At 70.6% G+C, this 18606-nt stretch carries 17 protein-coding genes and 1 riboswitch; of the genes, 6 read left to right on the top strand and 11 right to left on the bottom strand.

From position 1 onward, the window contains the following. The first annotated feature begins 75 nt into the window (after positions 1-75). From ACEY2A_RS00915 to ACEY2A_RS00925, 3 genes are all read left to right on the top strand, one after another. Positions 76-477: an MmcQ/YjbR family DNA-binding protein gene (locus tag ACEY2A_RS00915; RefSeq protein WP_374929010.1), complete on the top strand. Its 402-nt coding sequence runs from the start codon at positions 76-78 to the stop codon at positions 475-477. Between the two features lie 39 nt (positions 478-516). Further along, a riboswitch (TPP riboswitch) is annotated at positions 517-626 on the top strand. Continuing rightward, a complete protein-coding gene (gene thiC, locus ACEY2A_RS00920) occupies positions 620-2362 on the top strand; it encodes a phosphomethylpyrimidine synthase ThiC (protein WP_374929011.1) in 1743 nt (580 codons plus the stop codon). It overlaps the preceding riboswitch by 7 nt. Then, positions 2359-3801: an MFS transporter gene (locus ACEY2A_RS00925; RefSeq protein ID WP_374929012.1), complete on the top strand. Its 1443-nt coding sequence runs from the start codon at positions 2359-2361 to the stop codon at positions 3799-3801. Before thiC ends, ACEY2A_RS00925 begins: the two co-directional genes overlap by 4 nt. 105 nt (positions 3802-3906) lie before the next feature. Here ACEY2A_RS00925 and ACEY2A_RS00930 read toward each other — a convergent pair whose 3' ends face one another. The 3 genes from ACEY2A_RS00930 to ACEY2A_RS00940 all read right to left on the bottom strand — a co-directional run bounded on the left by ACEY2A_RS00930 (position 3907) and on the right by ACEY2A_RS00940 (position 7570). Further along, positions 3907-6132, bottom strand: coding sequence for an NADP-dependent isocitrate dehydrogenase (locus tag ACEY2A_RS00930; protein ID WP_374929013.1), 2226 nt, complete (start codon positions 6130-6132; stop codon positions 3907-3909). A gap of 324 nt (positions 6133-6456) precedes the next feature. Then, positions 6457-7041, bottom strand: coding sequence for a hypothetical protein (locus ACEY2A_RS00935; protein WP_374929014.1), 585 nt, complete (start codon positions 7039-7041; stop codon positions 6457-6459). Between the two features lie 226 nt (positions 7042-7267). After that, positions 7268-7570: a thioredoxin family protein gene (locus ACEY2A_RS00940; protein WP_075867053.1), complete on the bottom strand. Its 303-nt coding sequence runs from the start codon at positions 7568-7570 to the stop codon at positions 7268-7270. A 155-nt stretch (positions 7571-7725) separates the two neighbouring features. Between ACEY2A_RS00940 and ACEY2A_RS00945 the strand changes: the two genes are divergently transcribed. Beyond that, positions 7726-9033, top strand: coding sequence for an ISL3 family transposase (locus tag ACEY2A_RS00945; protein ID WP_374929015.1), 1308 nt, complete (start codon positions 7726-7728; stop codon positions 9031-9033). Positions 9034-9173: 140 nt separating this feature from the next. Here the strand turns inward: ACEY2A_RS00945 and ACEY2A_RS00950 are convergent, their stop codons facing one another. Next, positions 9174-9995, bottom strand: coding sequence for a DUF6318 family protein (locus ACEY2A_RS00950; protein ID WP_374929016.1), 822 nt, complete (start codon positions 9993-9995; stop codon positions 9174-9176). 392 nt (positions 9996-10387) lie between these two features. On the opposite strand from ACEY2A_RS00950, the gene ACEY2A_RS00955 reads away from it, so the two are divergent. Next, positions 10388-10966: an NADPH-dependent FMN reductase gene (locus ACEY2A_RS00955; RefSeq protein WP_374929017.1), complete on the top strand. Its 579-nt coding sequence runs from the start codon at positions 10388-10390 to the stop codon at positions 10964-10966. Between the two features lie 137 nt (positions 10967-11103). Here the strand turns inward: ACEY2A_RS00955 and ACEY2A_RS00960 are convergent, their stop codons facing one another. From ACEY2A_RS00960 to ACEY2A_RS00980, 5 genes are read right to left on the bottom strand one after another with little or no spacing between them, the layout of a single operon-like run. Next, on the bottom strand, positions 11104-11520 hold the full coding sequence (locus ACEY2A_RS00960) for an ectoine synthase (RefSeq protein WP_374929018.1): 417 nt from the start codon (positions 11518-11520) through the stop codon (positions 11104-11106). 44 nt (positions 11521-11564) lie between these two features. Continuing rightward, positions 11565-12869 (bottom strand): diaminobutyrate--2-oxoglutarate transaminase, encoded by a 1305-nt coding sequence (ectB, locus tag ACEY2A_RS00965; RefSeq protein ID WP_374929019.1) that lies wholly within the window; start codon positions 12867-12869, stop codon positions 11565-11567. A 26-nt stretch (positions 12870-12895) separates the two neighbouring features. Then, the gene (ectA, locus tag ACEY2A_RS00970; protein ID WP_374929020.1) at positions 12896-13396 is read right to left on the bottom strand and encodes a diaminobutyrate acetyltransferase; all 501 of its coding nucleotides are present in this window, start codon (positions 13394-13396) and stop codon (positions 12896-12898) included. Then, positions 13393-14490 (bottom strand): aspartate-semialdehyde dehydrogenase, encoded by a 1098-nt coding sequence (locus tag ACEY2A_RS00975; RefSeq protein ID WP_374929021.1) that lies wholly within the window; start codon positions 14488-14490, stop codon positions 13393-13395. The genes ectA and ACEY2A_RS00975 overlap by 4 nt, the downstream gene beginning before the upstream one ends. A gap of 38 nt (positions 14491-14528) precedes the next feature. Further along, positions 14529-15863 carry an aspartate kinase gene (locus ACEY2A_RS00980; protein WP_374929022.1) on the bottom strand — a complete coding sequence of 445 codons (1335 nt, stop codon included), beginning with the start codon at positions 15861-15863 and terminating at the stop codon, positions 14529-14531. A 172-nt stretch (positions 15864-16035) separates the two neighbouring features. On the opposite strand from ACEY2A_RS00980, the gene ACEY2A_RS00985 reads away from it, so the two are divergent. Next, on the top strand, positions 16036-16953 hold the full coding sequence (locus ACEY2A_RS00985) for a universal stress protein (RefSeq protein ID WP_374929023.1): 918 nt from the start codon (positions 16036-16038) through the stop codon (positions 16951-16953). Positions 16954-17060: 107 nt separating this feature from the next. Here ACEY2A_RS00985 and ACEY2A_RS00990 read toward each other — a convergent pair whose 3' ends face one another. Together ACEY2A_RS00990 and ACEY2A_RS00995 are read right to left on the bottom strand one after the other, a co-directional pair. Continuing rightward, positions 17061-17810, bottom strand: a complete 750-nt coding sequence (locus ACEY2A_RS00990) for a type 1 glutamine amidotransferase (protein ID WP_374929024.1) — start codon at positions 17808-17810, stop codon at positions 17061-17063. 50 nt (positions 17811-17860) lie between these two features. Then, a complete protein-coding gene (locus ACEY2A_RS00995) occupies positions 17861-18559 on the bottom strand; it encodes a VIT1/CCC1 transporter family protein (protein WP_374929025.1) in 699 nt (232 codons plus the stop codon). Positions 18560-18606: the final 47 nt, after the last annotated feature.

Here is an 18606-nt window from a genome sequence, read left to right on the forward strand (position 1 = left end):
GGCCGGGACAGCCTAGCCCTGTGAGGGCGTCGCTGACTGCCTGACGCGGGGGTCTGCGGGGCGTACGGTCGTGACATGGCGCACCCCATCATGTTCCGGCAGGACGACCCGGTGTTGATCCGGCTGCGGGAGATCACGCTCGCGCTGCCCGGGGCCACCGAGAAGGTCTCACACGGCCGCCCCTGGTTCTCGACGAAGACGGGTTTCGCGGTGTTCGGCGGCAGTGAGCGGGGGTCGACCACCGACCGCATCGACCATGCGCTGCTGGTGAAGGTGCCGCCGGAGGAGGCGGATGCGCTGCGCCAGGACGGTCGCTTCTGGGAGCCGGCCTACCTGTGGAGCTCCGGCTGGTTGGGCATCGACCTCGACCTCGTCGATGAGGGGGAGCTGACCTGGCAGGAGGTCGCGGAGCTCGTGGAGGACAGCTTTCGCCTCACCGCCCCGGCCTCGTGGGTGAAGGAGCTCGACGCCCGCTGACCCGGCCCCGTGGGCCCGGCCCCGACCGCTAGGGTGTGTGACGTACCCCACGGGAGCTCGGGCACGAGCTGAGAGCGGACTGTTGCCGTCCGGACCGTTCGAACCTGTCCGGTTAGCACCGGCGGAGGAAGCGAGGACGACGATGTCGTGCACCCATGAGTCCAGCCCCAGCGCCATCCACCACCCCGAGAACCACCCCCAGCACCGGTTGGTGACCGTCACGGACGGGGAGGTGACCGTGCCGATGACCGCCATCAGCCAGCACGACTCCCCGGACGGCACACCCAACGAGGACTTCGTGGTCTACCGGACCATGGGGCCGGGCTCCGACCCCCAGGTGGGTCTGGAGCCGGTGCGTCAGCGGTGGATCGAGGAGCGTGGCGACACCCGGACCCACGAGGGCCGGCGCCCCACCCTGGCCGATGACGGACGCGCGGCCGAGCGCCGCGGCGGCGCCTCCGCGGCGTGGCGGGGTCGCGTGCAGACCCCGCGGCGTGCCGTGGACGGCCGCACGGTGACCCAGCTCCACTACGCCCGCCGCGGCGAGGTCACCCCGGAGATGCGCTACGTGGCGCTGCGGGAGGGCTGCGACGTGGAGCTGGTGCGCTCGGAGGTGGCGGCCGGGCGGGCCATCATCCCGGCGAACGTGAACCACCCCGAGTCCGAGCCGATGATCATCGGTCGCGCCTTCCTCACCAAGGTGAACGCCAACATCGGCAACTCGGCGGTCACCTCATCGATCGCCGAGGAGGTGGAGAAGATGTCCTGGGCGACCCGATGGGGTGCGGACACCGTCATGGACCTCTCCACCGGCGACGACATCCACACCACGCGCGAGTGGATCCTGCGCAACTCACCGGTGCCCATCGGCACGGTGCCGATCTACCAGGCGCTGGAGAAGGTCGACGGGGTGGCCGAGGACCTGAGCTGGGAGGTCTTCCGCGACACCGTCATCGAGCAGGCCGAACAGGGCGTGGACTACATGACCGTGCACGCCGGGGTGCTGCGTCGCCACGTGCCGCTCACGGCGGGGCGCGTCACCGGCATCGTGAGCCGGGGCGGATCGATCATGGCCGGATGGTGCATGGCCCACCGGCGGGAGTCGTTCCTGTACGAGCACTTCGACGAGCTCTGCGAGATCTTCGCCGCGCACGACGTGGCCTTCTCGCTGGGTGACGGGCTGCGCCCCGGCTCGCTGGCGGACGCGAACGACGCCGCCCAGCTGGCCGAGCTGCGCACCCTCGGCGAGCTCACGCAGCGGGCCTGGGAGCACGACGTGCAGGTGATGGTGGAGGGGCCCGGCCACGTGCCGCTGCACCTCGTGAAGGAGAACGTGGACCTGGAGCAGGAGTGGTGCCACGGGGCGCCCTTCTACACGCTCGGCCCGCTGGCCACGGACATCGCGCCGGGCTACGACCACATCACCAGCGCCATCGGTGCCGCCCCCATCGCCCAGCACGGCACGGCGATGCTCTGCTACGTGACACCCAAGGAGCACCTGGGCCTGCCGAACCGCGACGACGTGAAGACCGGGGTGATCACCTACAAGATCGCCGCGCACGCCGCCGACGTGGCCAAGGGCCACCCGCGGGCACGGGACTGGGACGACGCCATGAGCAAGGCGCGTTTCGAGTTCCGCTGGCACGACCAGTTCGCCCTGGCACTGGACCCGGTGACCGCCCAGGAGTTCCACGACGAGACGCTGCCGGCCGAACCCGCCAAGAACGCGCAGTTCTGCTCCATGTGTGGGCCGAAGTTCTGCTCCATGCGGATCAGCCGGGACATCAACGACGCCTACGGCGGGCAGCTGGCCGCCGAGGCGGCTGCGGCAGGTGAGGCGCCTGCGCCGGGCCCGGTGTTCGTCGAGCTCAGCCCCACGAGGTGAGCACCCTGACCGCCGCCGCCCCGGGCCGTTCCGGGGCGGCGGCCCCGGCGTGCCCGCCGGCGGCCGACCCCGCATCGGACTCCCCGCGCCCACCGGCGGCCGGGCGGGCGGCCCTGCGGGCCGGTGTGTTCGGCAACTTCGTCGACCAGATCCACATCTTCCTGCCGCTGGTCGCCCTGGCGCCGGCGCTGCCCACCATCGCCGGGGAGCACGCGCTCGCGGTGGTGGGTTCCTGGGTGGTCGTCGCGACCCTGCTGGGGCGGCCGGTGGGGGCGATGGTGTTCGGCCCCGTCGCCGACCGGGTGGGGCGCACGGCGACCACCCGCATCGCCATCCTCGGGACGGCGGCCTGCACCGCCGGCATCGCGGTCGTGCCCTCGCACGCCAGCATCGGCATCGCGTCACTCGTGGTCATCCTGGTGCTGCGCTTCGCCGGAGGGGCCTTCCTGGCCGGGGAGTACACCGCGGCCATCCCGTTGGCCATGGAGTGGAGCCCGCCCCGACGGCGCGGGCTCGCCTCCGGGCTGATCATGGCGATGGCGCCGTGGGCCCAGGCGGCGATCGCCGGCAGCACGGCCGGGCTGCTGTGGCTGCTGGGGCCGCACGAGTACGCGGTGTGGGGCTGGCGGGTGGTGTTCGCCGCGGGGGCGCTGGCCTCGGTGGGGGTGTACCTCTACTACTCGGCGCACGTGGCGGACGAGCCGACGGCTGCGCGGCGGCGGGAGGCGGTGGCTGGTGGGCCGGAGGTCCGGGCAGGGCGGGGCCCGTCCGGGGCCGTTGAGCGGCGGCGGCCGGGGCTGCTCGACCTGCTGGTGGGTCACCACGCGCGGTCCTTCTGGCAGGTGTTCGGCCTGATGACCGGTCTCTGGTGCCTGACGAACATGGTGGTCATCGCCATGACCGGGCTGCTGGCTGCCGAGGTGGGCCTGGGTGCCGGGGAGGTCTCCCTGGTGATGGCGACCGCTGCCGTGGCGCAGGCACTGGTGATGTCGGTGACCGGGCACCTGTCCACACTCACCGGGCGGCGGGTGTTCTTCGTCGGCACCGGGGCACTGGCGGCCGTGGTGGCCCCGGCGCTGTGGTGGGTCACGCTCACGGCCACCGGCGCCTGGGCTGCTGCCGCCGGCGTGGTGGCGCTGCAGGTGCTCACGGTGACGGCCTACGGCCCGGTGGGTGCCTACCTCAGCGAACGGTGGCCCGCCGAGGTGCGCTCCACGGGCTACGGGACGGCGTACTCGCTGTCCATCGTGGTGCCGGCGCTGTGGCCGGTGTGGCTGCCGTGGGTGCAGGACATGGTGGGAGCCCGGGCGGCCGAGGCGGGCCTGCTGGTGCTCGGTGGTCTGCTGGTGGCCGGCTGCGGGTGGCTCGGACCCGCGCTGCGGCCCGCGGAGCTGTCCGGCACGGTGGAGGAGCTCTCGACCGCGCAGACGCGCGGCTGAGCCGCAGACCGGGCGCGGCCACCCGGGCGGGGCTCACCCCATCGGGCCCGGGAACGACACTGGCCGCGCCCCCTGCGAGGGAGCGCGGCCAGTGGTGTCGCCGGATCAGGCCTTCGCGAACTCGTCGATGATCGCGTTGAAGGTCTTCGACGGGCGCATGACGGCCGAGGTCTTGGCGTCGTCCGGGTGGTAGTAGCCACCCAGGTCGGCTGGCTCGCCCTGTGCCGCGAGCAGCTCCTCGGCGATGGTGTCCTCCTGCGCGCCCAGCTTCTCGGCCAGCTCGCCGAAGGTCTTCGCCAGCTCGGCGTCGTCGGACTGTGCCGCCAGCTCCTTGGCCCAGTACAGGGCCAGGTAGAAGTGGCTGCCGCGGTTGTCGATCTCGCCGACCTTGCGGCTGGGGGAGCGGCCCTCATCGAGCAGCGTCTCCGTGGCGCGACCCAGGGCGTCGGCCATCACGCGGGCCTTCGGGTTGTCCTCGTGCTCGGCCACGTGGTCCAGGCTCTCGGCCAGGGCCAGGAACTCACCCAGGGAGTCCCAGCGCAGGTGGTTCTCCTCGGTGAGCTGGTCCACGTGCTTGGGGGCGGAGCCGCCGGCGCCGGTCTCGAACAGGCCGCCACCGTTCATCAGCGGCACCACCGACAGCATCTTGGCGCTGGTGCCCAGCTCCAGGATGGGGAAGAGATCGGTGTTGTAGTCACGCAGCACGTTGCCGGTGACGCTGATGGTGTCCTCGCCGGAGCGGATGCGGTCCAGCGAGAACTGGGTCGCCTCCTCCGGGGCCATGATGCGGATGTCGAGGCCCTCGGTGTCGTGCTCGCCGAGGTACTTCTCCACCTTCTTGATGAGCTGCGCGTCGTGGGCGCGCTCGGCGTCCAGCCAGAACACGGCCGGGGTCTGCGAGGCGCGGGCGCGGTTGACGGCCAGCTTCACCCAGTCGCGGATGGGGGCGTCCTTGGTCTGGCAGGCGCGCCAGATGTCACCGGCGGCGACCTTGTGCTGCATGAGCACCTCGCCGGAGGAGTCGACGACCTGCATGGTGCCCGCGGACGGCACCTCGAAGGTCTTGTCGTGCGAGCCGTACTCCTCGGCCTTCTGCGCCATCAGGCCGACGTTCGGCACCGAGCCCATGGTGGTGGGGTCGAAGGCACCGTTCTCCTGGCAGTCCTCGATGACGGTCTGGTAGACGCCGGCGTAGGAGCTGTCGGGGATGACGGCGAGGGTGTCCTGCTGCTCGTCGTTCTTGTTCCACATCTGGCCGCTGGTGCGGATCATGGCCGGCATGGAGGCGTCGATGATGACGTCGCTCGGCACGTGGAGGTTGGTGATGCCCTTGCGGGAGTCGACCATGGCCAGGTCCGGACCGTCGGTGAGGCCCTTGTCGATGCTGGCCCGCACCGCATCGGCGGTCTCGGCCGGGAGGGAGTCCAGGCCGGAGAGGATGGCGGCCAGGCCGTCGTTGGGGGAGAGGCCGGCGGCGCGCAGCTCCTCGCCGTGCTCGGCGAAGACCTCGGGGAGGAAGGCGCGCACGACGTGCCCGAAGATGATCGGGTCGGAGACCTTCATCATCGTGGCCTTGAGGTGGATGGAGAAGAGCAGGTCCTCGGCCTTGGCGAGCTCCACCTGCTCCTTGAGGAAGGTGTTGAGGGCCTTGACGTCCAGGAAGGTGGCGTCGACGACCTCGCCGTCGAGGACGGTGATGCCGTCCTTGAGCACGGTGGTCTTGCCGGACTCGTCGACGAGCTGGATGGTGAGGGTGTCGTCGCCGGTGATGACCACGGACTTCTCGTGGGAGGCGAAGTCGTCCTCGCCCATGGTGGCCACGCGGGTGCGGGAGTCGGAGGACCACTCGCCCATGGAGTGGGGGTGCTTGCGGGCGAAGTTCTTGACCGCCTGAGGGGCGCGGCGGTCGGAGTTGCCCTCGCGCAGAACGGGGTTGACCGCAGAGCCCTTCACGGCGTCGTACTTGGCGCGGACGGCGCGCTCCTCGTCGGTCTGCGGGTCCTCGGGGTAGTTCGGGATGTCGTATCCCTGACCCTGCAGCTCGGTGATGGCCTCCTTGAGCTGGGGCACCGAGGCGGAGATGTTGGGCAGCTTGATGATGTTCGCCTCGGGCGTCTTGGCGAGGTCGCCGAGGTTGCCCAGGGCGTCCTCGACGCGCTGCTCCTCGGTGAGCTGCTCGGGGAACTGGGCCAGGATGCGGCCGGCCAACGAGATGTCCCGGGTCTCGACGTCGATGCCGGCGGCGGTCGCGAACGACTCGACGATCGGCTTGAGCGAGTAGGTCGCCAGCAGGGGCGCCTCATCGGTGCGGGTCCAACTGATCTTGGCCATCTGGGGTGTTCTCCCTCGTGTCTGGTGGGTGCCCACGCGTCAGCGCCCTCGCGCTGGGAGGTGGGTGCCGTGTGCCTCCAGCCTAAGTGGTGGGGGGTGGGCAGCGCGAAGCCTGTGGAGGCGGCGGGGGCGCGCGGTGGGGTGGCGGGGCGGTCGGCGGGGCTTGGTCGGCCGGCCGGCTTGCTTGGGAGTCGGCCGGTCGCTTCGCTTCACTGAAGCAGAAAGACCACTCAGCGGGCACTCTGCTTCAGTGAAGCAAAACGACCGCTGAGCGGTTGGTTCACCACTTCTTGTTCGGGAGTTTCACCACCATGTCGCCGGGGCTCAGCCGGGTGGCTGGACGAGCTCGGTCGTCAGCTCTGACGGGGTGAGAGTGGCCGGGTCGCTCTCGACCTCCACGTAGATCCCGAGCGGTCGCCAGTCGCCGCCGTCCAGGGAGTACTTGCCGGTGTACTCCGCGGTGATCTTCGGTTGCACGGGGTCCGTTGTCTCGTAGGTGTGCGTGATCTCCCCGTCGGGGTACTCCGCGCCCTTGTCGGTGGTGGGGCCCTTGGTGGTGCCGTCCCCGAAGTCGTAGGTGACGCTCTTGAGCTCGGGCATGATCCGCAGCTCGTGGCCGAGCATCTCCCCCGGTGGGATGGTGCGGATCTCGCCGGACTCGTACCCGGCCTCGGCGAAATCGGTCATGAAGTACACCGGCTTGTTCACCAGCGGGTCGGTCCGCGGCGGGTCCCAGGCCGGGACCGGCAGGGCGAACTTCGTGACCTTGAACGCCTTGGCGATCCGCTCATCAGCAACCTGTCCCGAACGGCCGGGGATGGCCTCCGGGAAGCACGTGGTGGCGATCTCCCGCCACCCAGATTGAGGTGAGTCGTCCTCGGTCAGGAACTCTCGGCGGGCGATGACCATCCACGGACCATCGCCTGCGCGGGTGTCGCACTCATTGCGGGCGGGGGTGCACATGTTCCCCTCCGCGCTGCCCGGGGTCCTGCTCGAACACATCGGCTGGGAGGAGTACTCGTAGTAGGAGACCGGCGGGTCCTCCGGCCGGGGCGGATCACTGTGCGGAGGAAACTGGCTCTTCGCAGTTGAGGGTGTAGGTGGGGCGGGACCCGCGAATCGCTGCGACGAGGCTCTAAGTGCGGGAGAGGACTTCGACCAGCTGATCCACCGTGGGGGAGCCACCGACGCCTTGCGGTGTCCGATAGAGCCGGCACGAGAGCCCGACCGGCGTGCCCGGCTGGGCGAAGGGGTCCTCGCCGTCGATGTGGACTGACGGGGAGCCGTGGAAGCTCCAGTGCTCGGCTTGCTCGGGGGTGGACACGAGGACCTTCTCCACCTCGATGGGGCGGCCGAGGGCTTCAAGCGCTTCGCGGAGGCGCGTGTCGGCTAGCTGCCAGTTGGGGCACTCGTCGAAGTAGAGCAGTTGGACGCGCATGCCTCCATCTTGCGCTATCGCGGCACCGCCACAGACATCCCAGGGCGCGTTTCTTCGTCACAGCGCGACCCAGGGGCGGCGGGTCGGTTCCCAGGTGGAGGTCGAGGTCTCCCGAGGATGGGAGTTCTCACACCGTCCATCCGGAAGACCTCGACGTGCCTGACGCTACCTTTGCCTGCCCCGACCTGACCACGTTCGCCCGCCTGGACGAGCTCGGCTTGGAGGTCGTCGGGCAGCGCCTCGAGCCGGACCGAGCGGTGCTGGCCTGCAGGGTCACCGCGCCGGACCAGTGGTGCCGGCGTTGCGGCTGCGAGGGCGCCGCTCGGGACACGGTCACCCGCGAACTGGCCCACGAGCCGCTGGGCTGGCGACCGACGACCCTGCTGGTCACGGTCCGTCGCTACCGGTGCACCGGGTGCGGGCACGTCTGGCGCCAGGACACCACGGCGGCTGCCGAGCCACGAGCCAAGCTGTCCCGTCGCGCGCTGCGCTGGGCGCTGGAAGGGCTGGTGGTCGGGCACCTGACCATCGCCCGGATCGCCGAAGCGTTGGCGGTCTCGTGGAACACCGCCAACGACGCGGTCCTTGCCGAGGGCCGGCGGGCCCTGATCAACGACGCCGCGCGCTTCGACGGCGTCGCGGTGATCGGGGTCGACGAGCACGTGTGGCGGCACACCCGCCGCGGGGACAAGTACGTGACCGTGGTCATCGACCTGACCCCGATCCGTGACGGCACCGGGCACTGCCGCCTGCTGGACATGGTCCCGGGCCGCTCCAAGAGTGCGTTCAAGTCCTGGCTCGCTGCCCGCCCGAAGACCTGGCGCGACGGCGTCGAGGTCGTCGCGATGGACGGGTTCACCGGGTTCAAGACCGCCACCACCGAGGAACTGCCCGACGCGACCGCGGTCATGGACCCGTTCCACGTCGTCCGCCTGGCCGGCGACGCCCTGGACCGCTGCCGTCGCCGCGTCCAGCAAGGTCTCCACGGTCACCGCGGCCGAGCCGGCGACCCGCTATACCGCGCCCGCCGGACCCTGCACACCGGCGCCGACCTACTCACCGACCGACAGCGCCAACGGCTGACCACCCTGTTCGACGCCGACGAGCACGTCCAGGTCGAGGCCACTTGGGGCATCTACCAGCGCATGATCGACGCCTACCGTGAACCCGACCGCGCCAAGGGCAAGCAGCTCATGAGCAACCTCATCGACGCGCTCAGCCACGGCGTCCCCACTGACCTCACCGAACTCATCACCCTGGGCCGGACCCTGAAGAAGCGCGCGGCCGACATCCTGGCCTACTTCGACCGACCCGGCACCAGCAACGGCCCGACCGAGGCGATCAACGGCCGCCTGGAACACCTACGCGGCTCCGCCCTCGGGTTCCGCAACCTCACCAACTACATCGCCCGAAGCCTGCTCGAATCCGGCGGCTTCAGACCCCGACTACACCCTCGTTCGTGATGAGCCAGGAAACTCTTCAGCGAGCGCACTCACCTGGGTGTCGCTCATTTCCACGAGAATGCCATCATTCGCCTTGTCGCATGAATCGAAGTCTCCACAGGGGTCGAAGGAATTCATGAGCATCAGGGCGCTGAGGAGCATCATTCCCGTTCGATCCAGTCGCCCGCGGTCGGGTCGGTCGGAATCTTATCGATTACCCAACCGTCTTCGTAGTGCATATTCAGCCTCAGGCCCAGCCCGTCTGTGCCGTCGGACGATTGAGAGACCTTCCCGTTAGCATCGACGGTCTGGTTGGGGCCTTGGTCGATCACAACGATGGCTTCGACCGTGGAGGGCTTTGCAGCAGGTGTCATGCGGAAGCCGACGATCTCTGCCAAGGGGCCCACTTGTCGAAGTCCTTGCTCCTCGAGTCCAGAAAACGCCTCTTCGTAGGTTCCGCATTGACCACACTCAGGTCCCGAGAACTCCTCGATGACTCCCGCCTGAGGGGATTGGAACAAGGCGCTCAGGGTCTCGACGTACCAGCGGGCGAAGGCTTCGGCGCCCTCTTCGGAGTTCTCCTTGGCGGCGGCGGGCATCGGTGGGAGGCCGGTGGCTTCCTCGGAGCCGCCCTGGTCGGAGGGTTCGGACGGGGACTCGGAGGGGGTCGGGGACTCGTCCTCAGCAGGGCCTGACTGCGACGGCTCGGGGGACGGCGAGTCACCATCTCCGGACTCGGACTCAGTCGGCTCGGTCGGTGATGCAGACCCGTCGCCGGACTCGGTCGGCTCGGATTCGGTGGGGCTCTCGCCGGTCGGGGCGGACTCGCTCGGGGACGCCTCCGTCTCCTCAGCACTCGTGCTCTGCGACACCGGCGGCGGCGACTCGTCACCACCACCGTTGTCATCGGACGAACACGCGCCCACCCACATCACGCCAGCCAGCGCCAGCACAGGAAGCTTCAACCGGGAACGAGAAGACATCAGCAGAATCCAGGAACTCGGGAACAGTGCCCAAGCACCATGCCACGACCCCACAGGCCCCAGGCCGGTTATCCACAGGCCCCAGGTAAAGACTTCCCCAAGATCTGCAGTCCCGGCCCGCGGAGAGGGGGCTCGAGCACCCGAGCGCTGGCCCCCGGACCGACCGCCCTTGCGCACAACGCTTCACTGAAGCAGAACGACCGCTCAGTGGGCCGTTTGCTTCAGTGAGCATCCCGAGGCCACGACAAGGAGTGGCGTTCCACCCGCTCAGCGGTCAGAACACCACTCCGTGCGCGAACGGCACGCCCACCCCACTCGCCAACATGACACGTCACCCAAGGGCCACGTATCGTGGGCCACCGTCCACCCCCCGACCCACTTCAGGAGTACACATGCGCATCGGCGTGATCATCGGCAGCACCCGCCCCGGCCGCAAGGGCGAGCAGGTCGCCGCCTGGTTCATGGACCAGGTCGCGAAGCACCAGGAGGGCTCGGACTCCCAGGAGGTCACCTACGAGCTGGTCGACCTGGCCGACTTCGACCTCCCGCTCCTCAGCGAGCCGACGGTCCCCGGTGCGGCCAACGGCCAGTACGAGAACCCCGCCACCACGCGGTGGGCCGAGAAGATCGCCACCTTCGACGGCTACGTCTTCATCACCGCCGAGTACAACCACTCCGTCCCGGCCGCGCTGAAGAACGCCTTCGACGTGCTCTACGTCGAGTGGGTGAAGAAGTCCATCGCGTTCGTCAGCTACGGCGCCCTGTCGGGTGCCCGCGCGGTGGAGCACTGGCGCGGCATCGTGGCCAACGCCAACATGCTCCAGGCCCGCAGCCAGGTCTCCCTGCCGCTGTTCGACTCCGTGCAGGAGGACGGCACCATCAAGCCCCCGCAGCCCGTGGCCGATGGGGTGAGCGGCATGCTCAGCGAGCTCGAGGACCTCACCCGCCTCTCCGGCACCCACCGGGGCTGATCCGCCGCCCCACCCGGAGGACGGCCAGCACGCACCACGAAGCCCCCCACCGCACAGCAGCGATGGGGGGCTTCGTCGCCTGCCGCCGGGCTCACGCCCAGCGGTCCGCCGGTCTCACGCCCCGCGGACCGGCTCCATCAGCCCTTGGGCGTGTCCAGACGGTTGCCCTCGGCGTCCAGCAGCGGGTAGACGCCGTGCTCGTCGTGGACCTCACGGCCGGTCACCGGCGGGTTGAACACGCAGGTGCAGTGGACGTCCTCATCGGCGATGAGGGTGTGCTTGTCCGCGTCGTTCAGGAGGTACATCGTGCCGGGGCGCAGCTCGTGCTCCTCCCCGGTGTCGCGGTTCACCAGCGTGCCGGAGCCCTGGTAGACGTACACGCACTCCACGTGGTTGGCGTACCACATGTCCGTGCTCGTGCCGGCCTTCAGAACCGTCACGTGGAAGCTGAAGCCGACGCCCTCGTCGGCCAGGAAGAACCGGCGGGAGCGCCAGTTGCCGTGCTCCACGTCGTTCTCGGTGCCGTTCAGCTCGTCCAGGTGCATGACCTTCATGTGTGTCTCCTTCTGCAGCTCTCGGGGTCGGGGGGTGTGGGCTCTCAGGCGCCCACGGCGGCCACGGACTCGGTGAGAATGCGCAGCGCCTCGTCGATCTCGTCGTCGGTCACCGTCAGCGGCGGCAGCAGCTTGACCACCTCGTCGGACGGGCCGGAGGTCTCCACCATCAGGTGGCGGTCGAACGCCGCGGCGGCGATCCGGCCGGCGGCCTCGGGGTCCTCGAACGCGATGCCGCACATCAGGCCACGGCCGCGCACCTCGGCGCTGCCGGAGGCTCCCTCCACAATGCGGGCGAGCCCCTCGTGCAGGCGCTCCGCCTTGGCGCGGACCTCGGCCCCGAAGGCGTCGTCGGCCCAGTAGGTCTCGATGGCGGTGGCCGCCGTGACGAAGGCGGGAGTGAACCCGCGGAAGGTGCCGTTGTGCTCACCGGGCGCCCACTGGTCCAGCTCGGGACGGATCAGCGTGATGGCGAACGGCAGGCCCAGCCCGGACAGGGACTTGCTCAGGCAGACCACGTCCGGGGTGATGCCGGCCGGCTCGAACGAGAAGAAGGTGCCGGTGCGCCCGCATCCGGCCTGCACGTCGTCCACGATCAGCTTCACGCCGTGCTTGGCGCACAGGTCGGCCAGCGTGCGGACCCACTTCATGGAGGCCGCGTTCAGGCCACCCTCGCCCTGCACGAGCTCCACGATGGCGCCCGCGGGCAGGTCCTCGGTGCTGGCCGCGCCCCACTGCTCGTCGAGCTGGTCGAGGTCCACCACCTCCTCGGAGCCGGCGGGGGCGTGGGCGTCGTAGGCCACCTGCTGGGTGTCCGTCAGCGGCACACCGGCACCGGCACGCTTCATCTTGTTGGCGGTCACGGACAGCGAACCCAGGGTCATGCCGTGGAAGCCGTTGGTGAAGGCCACCACCTCGCTGCGGCCGGTGGCCTTGCGCACGGCCTTCAGGGCGGCCTCCACCGTGTTGGTGCCGGTCGGTCCGGGCATGAGGACCTTGTGGTCCATGCCGCGCGGCTCGAGCACGTGGGAGGTCAGCACCTCCAGGAAGTGCCGCTTGGCGGGGGTGTGCATGTCCATGGAGTGGATGACCACGTCCGTGGCGAGGTGCTCCATCATCGCGGCCTTGATGGTGGGGTTGTTGTGCCCGTAGTTCAGGGCGCCGGCGCCGGCGAAGAAGTCGAGGTACTCCTCACCCGTCTCGGTCTGCTGGCGGGCGCCGCTTGCGGTGGTGAACACCACCGGCCACTGGCGGCAGTAGGAGCGCACGGACGACTCGCGGGCACCGAAGATGCTGGTGTCACCGTCGCGGTGCTCGGTCAGGGCAGATGTGGAAGCGGTCTGGGTCATGCTGTGTCCTCCTCGAGAGGGGGTCGTCAGGCGTTCAGGGGCTCGATGCGGTGCAGCAGCTCCGCGTCGTGCACGTCGTCGATGGGGAAATGGTCGCCGGTGATGAACTCGGTGATGGTCTCCGTGGCGCCGCGGCGGGCGGCGAAGCCGGCGAACAGCGCGTTGGACGCGTCGTTGTCGGCCGTCACGGTGCTCTCCAGGGCGCTGGCGCCGGTGGTCTCGACCACCTGGTCCAGCAGGCGCCCGGCCAGGCCGCGGCCCCGCTGCGAGGAGTCGACGGCGATCTGCCAGACGAACACGGTGTCCGGGGCCTGCGGGCGCAGGTAGGACATGCAGTAGCCCACCACCTCACCGTCCACCTCGGCCACGGCGCTGTGGGCGCCGAAGTCGCGGGCCATGATCAGGTAGGCGTACGAGGTGTTCAGGTCCAGCACCTGGCTGTCGCGGGCGATCCGCCACATGGCGGCGCCGTCGTCCAGCGTGGCGGCGCGCAGGGTCACCTGGCCGGCGTCGGTGGCGGCGTTCATGCACCCACCCCCTGCTCGATGAGGACCTCGGCCACCTGCACGGCGTTCAGGGCCGCGCCCTTGCGGAGGTTGTCACCGGCCACGAAGAGCACCAGCCCCTTGCCGTCGGGCACCGACTGGTCGGCGCGCACGCGGCCCACCAGGACCTCATCGATGCCGGCGGACTCCAACGGGGTGGGCAGGTCGGCCAGGCGCACGCCCGGAGCGTCCTGCAGCAGCGCGCGGGCCTGCTCGGCGTCGATGGCGCGGTCGAACTGGGCGTGCACCGCCAGGGCGTGTCCGGTCATCACGGGGATGCGCACGCAGGTGCCGGAGACCAGCAGGTCGGGCAGTCCCAGGATCTTGCGGGACTCGTTGCGGAGCTTCTGCTCCTCGTCGGTCTCCTCGGAGCCGTCGTCCACGATGGACCCCGCCAGCGGCAGCGCGTTGAAGGCGATGGGGGCGGCGTAGGTGGAGGGCTCGGGCACCGCCCCGTCCAGGGCGTGGCCGTCGTGCACCAGCGACTCCAGTGCGCCCTCACCGGCGTCGGTCGCGGCGCGCACCTGACCGGCCAGCTCGTCCACGCCGGCCAGGCCGGACCCGGAGACCGCCTGGTAGGTGGCCACCTGCAGGCGCGCCAGACCGGCGGCGTCGTGCAGCACCTTGAGCACCGGCATCGCGGCCATGGTGGTGCAGTTGGGGTTGGCGATGATCCCCTTGGGGCGCTCGGTGGCGGCCTGCGGGTTCACCTCGCTGACCACCAGGGGCACCTCGGGGTCGCGGCGGAAGGCCGACGAGTTGTCCACCACCACGGCGCCGGCCTCGGCGAAGCGGGGGGAGTGCTCGCGGGAGGTGCCGCCCCCGGCGGAGAACAGGGCGATGTCGATGCCGCGCAGCTCCTCGGTGGGGGTGGCCGCGACGTCCTCGACGGTGATCTGGTGGGTGGTGCCCTGCCCGTCGGTCCACTCCACGACCTTCCCGGCGGACCGGGACGAGGCGAACAGCCGCAGCTGTCCGACCGGCACCGAGCGCTCGGTGAGCAGCGTCAGCATCACGGTGCCGACCTGCCCGGTGGCACCGACGACGGCGAGGGTGGGGCGGGGGGAGTCGTTCACGGGGTCCTCCTGAAGGGGTGGGGTGGGGGCGGCCGGGCTCATCGGCCGGTGCCGGCGTGGACGACCGCCTCGGTGGCGCCGTCCAGGCCGAAGGCCGAGTGGATGGCGCGGGCAGCGTCCTCCACCTGGTGGTCTGCGACGACCACCGAGATCCGGGCCTCGGAGGTGGTGAACATGTTCACGGTGATGCCGGCGTCTGCCAGCGCGCGCATGAGCTGTGCGGGGACCTCCGCGTTGGACCGTACGCCGTGGCCGCTGACGGAGATCTTGCCGACCCCCTCGTCCACGGAGACGTCGGTGAACTCCAGCTCGTCCTGCAGCTCCAGCAGGGCCGCCCGGGCGCGCTCTGCGTCATCGGCAGGCAGGGCGAAGGAGAAGTCCACCAGCCCGTTGTCGCGGGCCGTGTGGGTCTGGCCCAGCACGTCGATGACGGAGACGGCCTGGGAGAGGGCCGCGAAGATCGATGCGGCACGCCCGGGCTTGTCGGGGATGTTGACGACGGTCAGCATCGCCTGGTCGCGGGTGTGGGCGACGCCCTGGATGAGCGGCTCTTCCATGGGGTGGTCCTCGCTGTCGTGGGGGTCGGTCGGGTGGTCGGTCTCGTCGGCGTGGTCGTTGGACCAGCCGGCGGGCAGCTCGTCGCGGGAGGTGGCCACCCACGTGCCGGGCTGCTCGGTGAAGCTGGAGCGCACGTGCAGCCGCACGCCGTGGCGCTGGGCGAACTCGACGGCCCGCAGGTGCAGGATCTTGGCGCCGTGGGCGGCCAGCTCGGTGGCGTCCGCGTAGGTGAGGAAGGGAATCCGCTGGGCGGAGGGCACCACGCGCGGGTCGGCGGTGAACATGCCGTCCACGTCCGAGTAGATCTCGCAGACGTCGGCGTCCAGCGCGGCGGCCAGCGCGACCGCGGTGGTGTCCGAACCGCCGCGGCCGAGGGTGGTGGTGTGCTCGTCCTCGGTCCAGCCCTGGAAGCCGGCGACGATGGCGATGCACCCCTCATCGAGGGCGGTGCGCAGGCGGGAGGGGTCGATCTCGGTGATGCGGGCCGCGCCGAAGGAGTCGGTGGTGCGCAGCCCGGCCTGGCGGCCGGTGAAGCTGGTGGCCGGCGCGTCGATCTCGTGCAGGGCCAGGGCGAGCAGTGCGATGGAGATCTGCTCCCCCGCGGTCAGCAGCTGGTCGAGCTCCCGCTGCGAAGGGGTCGAGGTGATCTCGCGGCTGAGGTCCAACAGGTCGTCGGTCGTGTCCCCCATGGCGGAGACCACGACCACCACCTCGTGTCCCGCAGCGCGGGTGGCGGCCACGCGGCGCGCCACACGGCGGATCGAATCGGCATCGGCGACGGAGGACCCGCCATATTTCTGGACGACCAGGGGCATGCACTCTCCGAGAGGTCGGGGGGTGGGCTCTGAACGGTCACCGACCATAACGAAGGGTCATGCACATGTCACATTCTCGCGTCACGGAGTACTTGATCGGGGGCGTCGAGCCGGTGCTGTGCCGCAGGGAGCCGGGCAATAGGCTGGGGGGAGATCTCACCAAGGAGGAGTCATGGGCGACAGCCGAGCACGTTCCATTCTCGACAACGTCGTGGTGGTGGGGGTGGATGGCACCGAACGCGACCGTGAGGTCGTGGGCTGGGCCGCCCGTTCCGCCCTGCGGCGCGGTGTAGGCCTCCACGCCGTCCACGCGCAGGAGACCATGGCCACCGCCTACGCGCCGGTCGGGTTCGGCATGGACGCCCCCCTGCTCACCCAGCAGGGCGACGAGGTGGACGCCGGCCGCGAGGTGCACGAGCACGTGCTGGACATCCTCGGCGGCCTGGAGGAGGCCCCGGAGCTGACCTTCAGCGCCCCGTGGAACACCGGCAGCCAGGCGCTGCTGGAGGCCCAGGACAAGGCACAGCTGATCGTGGTGGGCACCGCCCGCAAGCACGGCCTCACGCGCTTCCTGCTGGGCTCCACCAGCCTCACGGTGGCCATGCACGCCACCTGCCCCGTGGTCGTCGTCGGCCCCGAGGTGAGCACCGAGACCCGCGGTCTGCTGCTCGTGGGCGTGGACGGCAGCCGTGACAGCTCCAAGGCGCTGCGCTTCGCGATGGACGCCGCCCACAAGTGGGGGCTGCGCGTGCGCGCGATCACCACCTGGCACATGGCGGTCGTGAACGGTTACGTGGTCACCGAGCCGGACTCGCAGGAGTGGCGCGGCATCGTGGCCGACCTGGAGTCCTCCGTCGAGGAGGTCGTCGCCGGGGTGAGGGGCGACGCCCCCGAGCTGGCCGACGTGGAGGTCGAGGTGCAGGCCGTCCACGGGCGCCCGGTCACCGCGCTGGTGGAGGGCTCCAAGGAGGCCGACCTGGTGGTCGTGGGCTCCCGCGGCCGCGGCGGCGTCGCCGGTGCCCTGCTGGGCTCGGTGAGCCAGGGCGTGCTGGCCGACGCCCACTGCCCGGTCGCCATCCTGACCCACTGAGGTCGAGCCCGCCGGCGCCACCGTGCGCCGGCGGCCCCACCCCATCGATGAGGGGAGGGCTCACCCCATCGATGCGGTGAGCCCCCTCGATGCGGGGGCGCCAGCCGTCAGCCGCGCGCGGCGGCGTGCGCCTGGGCCTGGTCGGCGAACCAGTGCGCCAACGGCTCCCACGCGGCCCGCAGCCGTCCCTCGGCGGCGGCCACGCGGCTCGCGGCCTCCCGGACGTCGATGCCGTCCTCGCGGGCCTGCTCCGCGCTGGGCTTGTCGATGGTCCAGGCGTTGAAGATCCGCGGACCGGCCTCCGGGTGGCCTTGGATGCCGAGCCCGTGACGGCCGAAGCGCGCAGCCTGCAGGGTGCCGTCCGGGTTGTGGGCCAGCACGGTCGCGTTGTCCGGCAGGTCCACCACCACGTCGTTGTTCCACATCACCAGCGGGTCGCCGGCCCGCGGTGCCAGCACCGGGTCGGAACCGCCTGCGGGCGTCAGAGCCACCGGGGCCAGGCCCGTGGCGTGCCCGTTGGGGTTCACCGCCACGCGGCCGCCGTGGGCCACCGCCATGAGCTGGTGCCCCAGGCAGGTGCCCAGCTGCGGCACGGCCGCCTCCTCGGCGCGGCGGATGAGCTCCTTGGTGGGGGTGAGCCAGGCGTGCTGCTCGTCGTCGTGGGCACCCATCTCGCCACCCAGCACGAGCAGGCCGTCGCAGGCGGCCAGGCGCTCGTCGACGTCCTGCGGCCACTCCTCCCAGGCGCGGATGAGGTCGACCTCCACCCCGCGCTCGTCCCAGACCTCCCCGAGCAGGCCACTGGGACAGTTCTCCTCGTGTTGGATCACCAGGATGCGGGGGGTGGGGATCGTCATGGTTGTTCCTCCGGGGCTGGGGCGGGCTGGAATGAGGGGTGCTCTGCTGCTCAGAGGGCGGACCCGACGGCGTAGGTCAACGCCATCGCCACGGCGCCTCCGAGGCAGTTGCGCAGGACGGCCACTCCCGGTGGCGCATCCGAGAGTCGGGCGCTGGAGTACCCGGTCACGGCCAGCGCCACCAGCACCGCGACCACGGTGACGAGCACCCGTGAGGACGCGGGGGAGAGCACCATGGCCAGCAGCGGCAGCACGGCACCGAGTGCGAACGCGATCATCGAGGCGATCGCCGCGCTCCACGGGTTCACCTCCTCGCCGGGGGTGACGCCGAACTCCAGCTCACTGTGCACCTGGAGGGTGGCCTCGTCGTCGAGCTGCTCGGCCACCTCGTGCGCGAGGTGGGCAGGGATGCCGCGCTCCTGCAGCATCTCCACGAGCTCCTTGCGCTCCCAGTCCGGCATCTCCTGCAGGTGACGCCGTTCGTCACGGATCAGCTGACGCTCGGCGTCGCGCTGGCTGGAGACCGAGACGTACTCGCCGGCCGCCATGCTCAGCGAGCCGGCCACGAGACCGGCCAGTCCGGTGATGAGCAGCACCCGGGAGTCCGCGGTCGCCCCGGCCACACCCACCACGAGGCCGGCGGTGGACACGATGCCGTCGTTCGCGCCCAGCACGGCGGCGCGCAACCAGTTGAGGCGGTCACCGGTGTGGTGGACGTCGCCGTTGGGGTGGACCCGGGCCGTGGCCACGACTGCTCCTCCTGACATGCGGTCCCCCGGGGACGCTGCGCGCGTCC

This window comes from Kytococcus sedentarius (assembly GCF_041937525.1).
GTDB classification, from domain to species: domain Bacteria; phylum Actinomycetota; class Actinomycetes; order Actinomycetales; family Dermatophilaceae; genus Kytococcus; species Kytococcus sedentarius_A.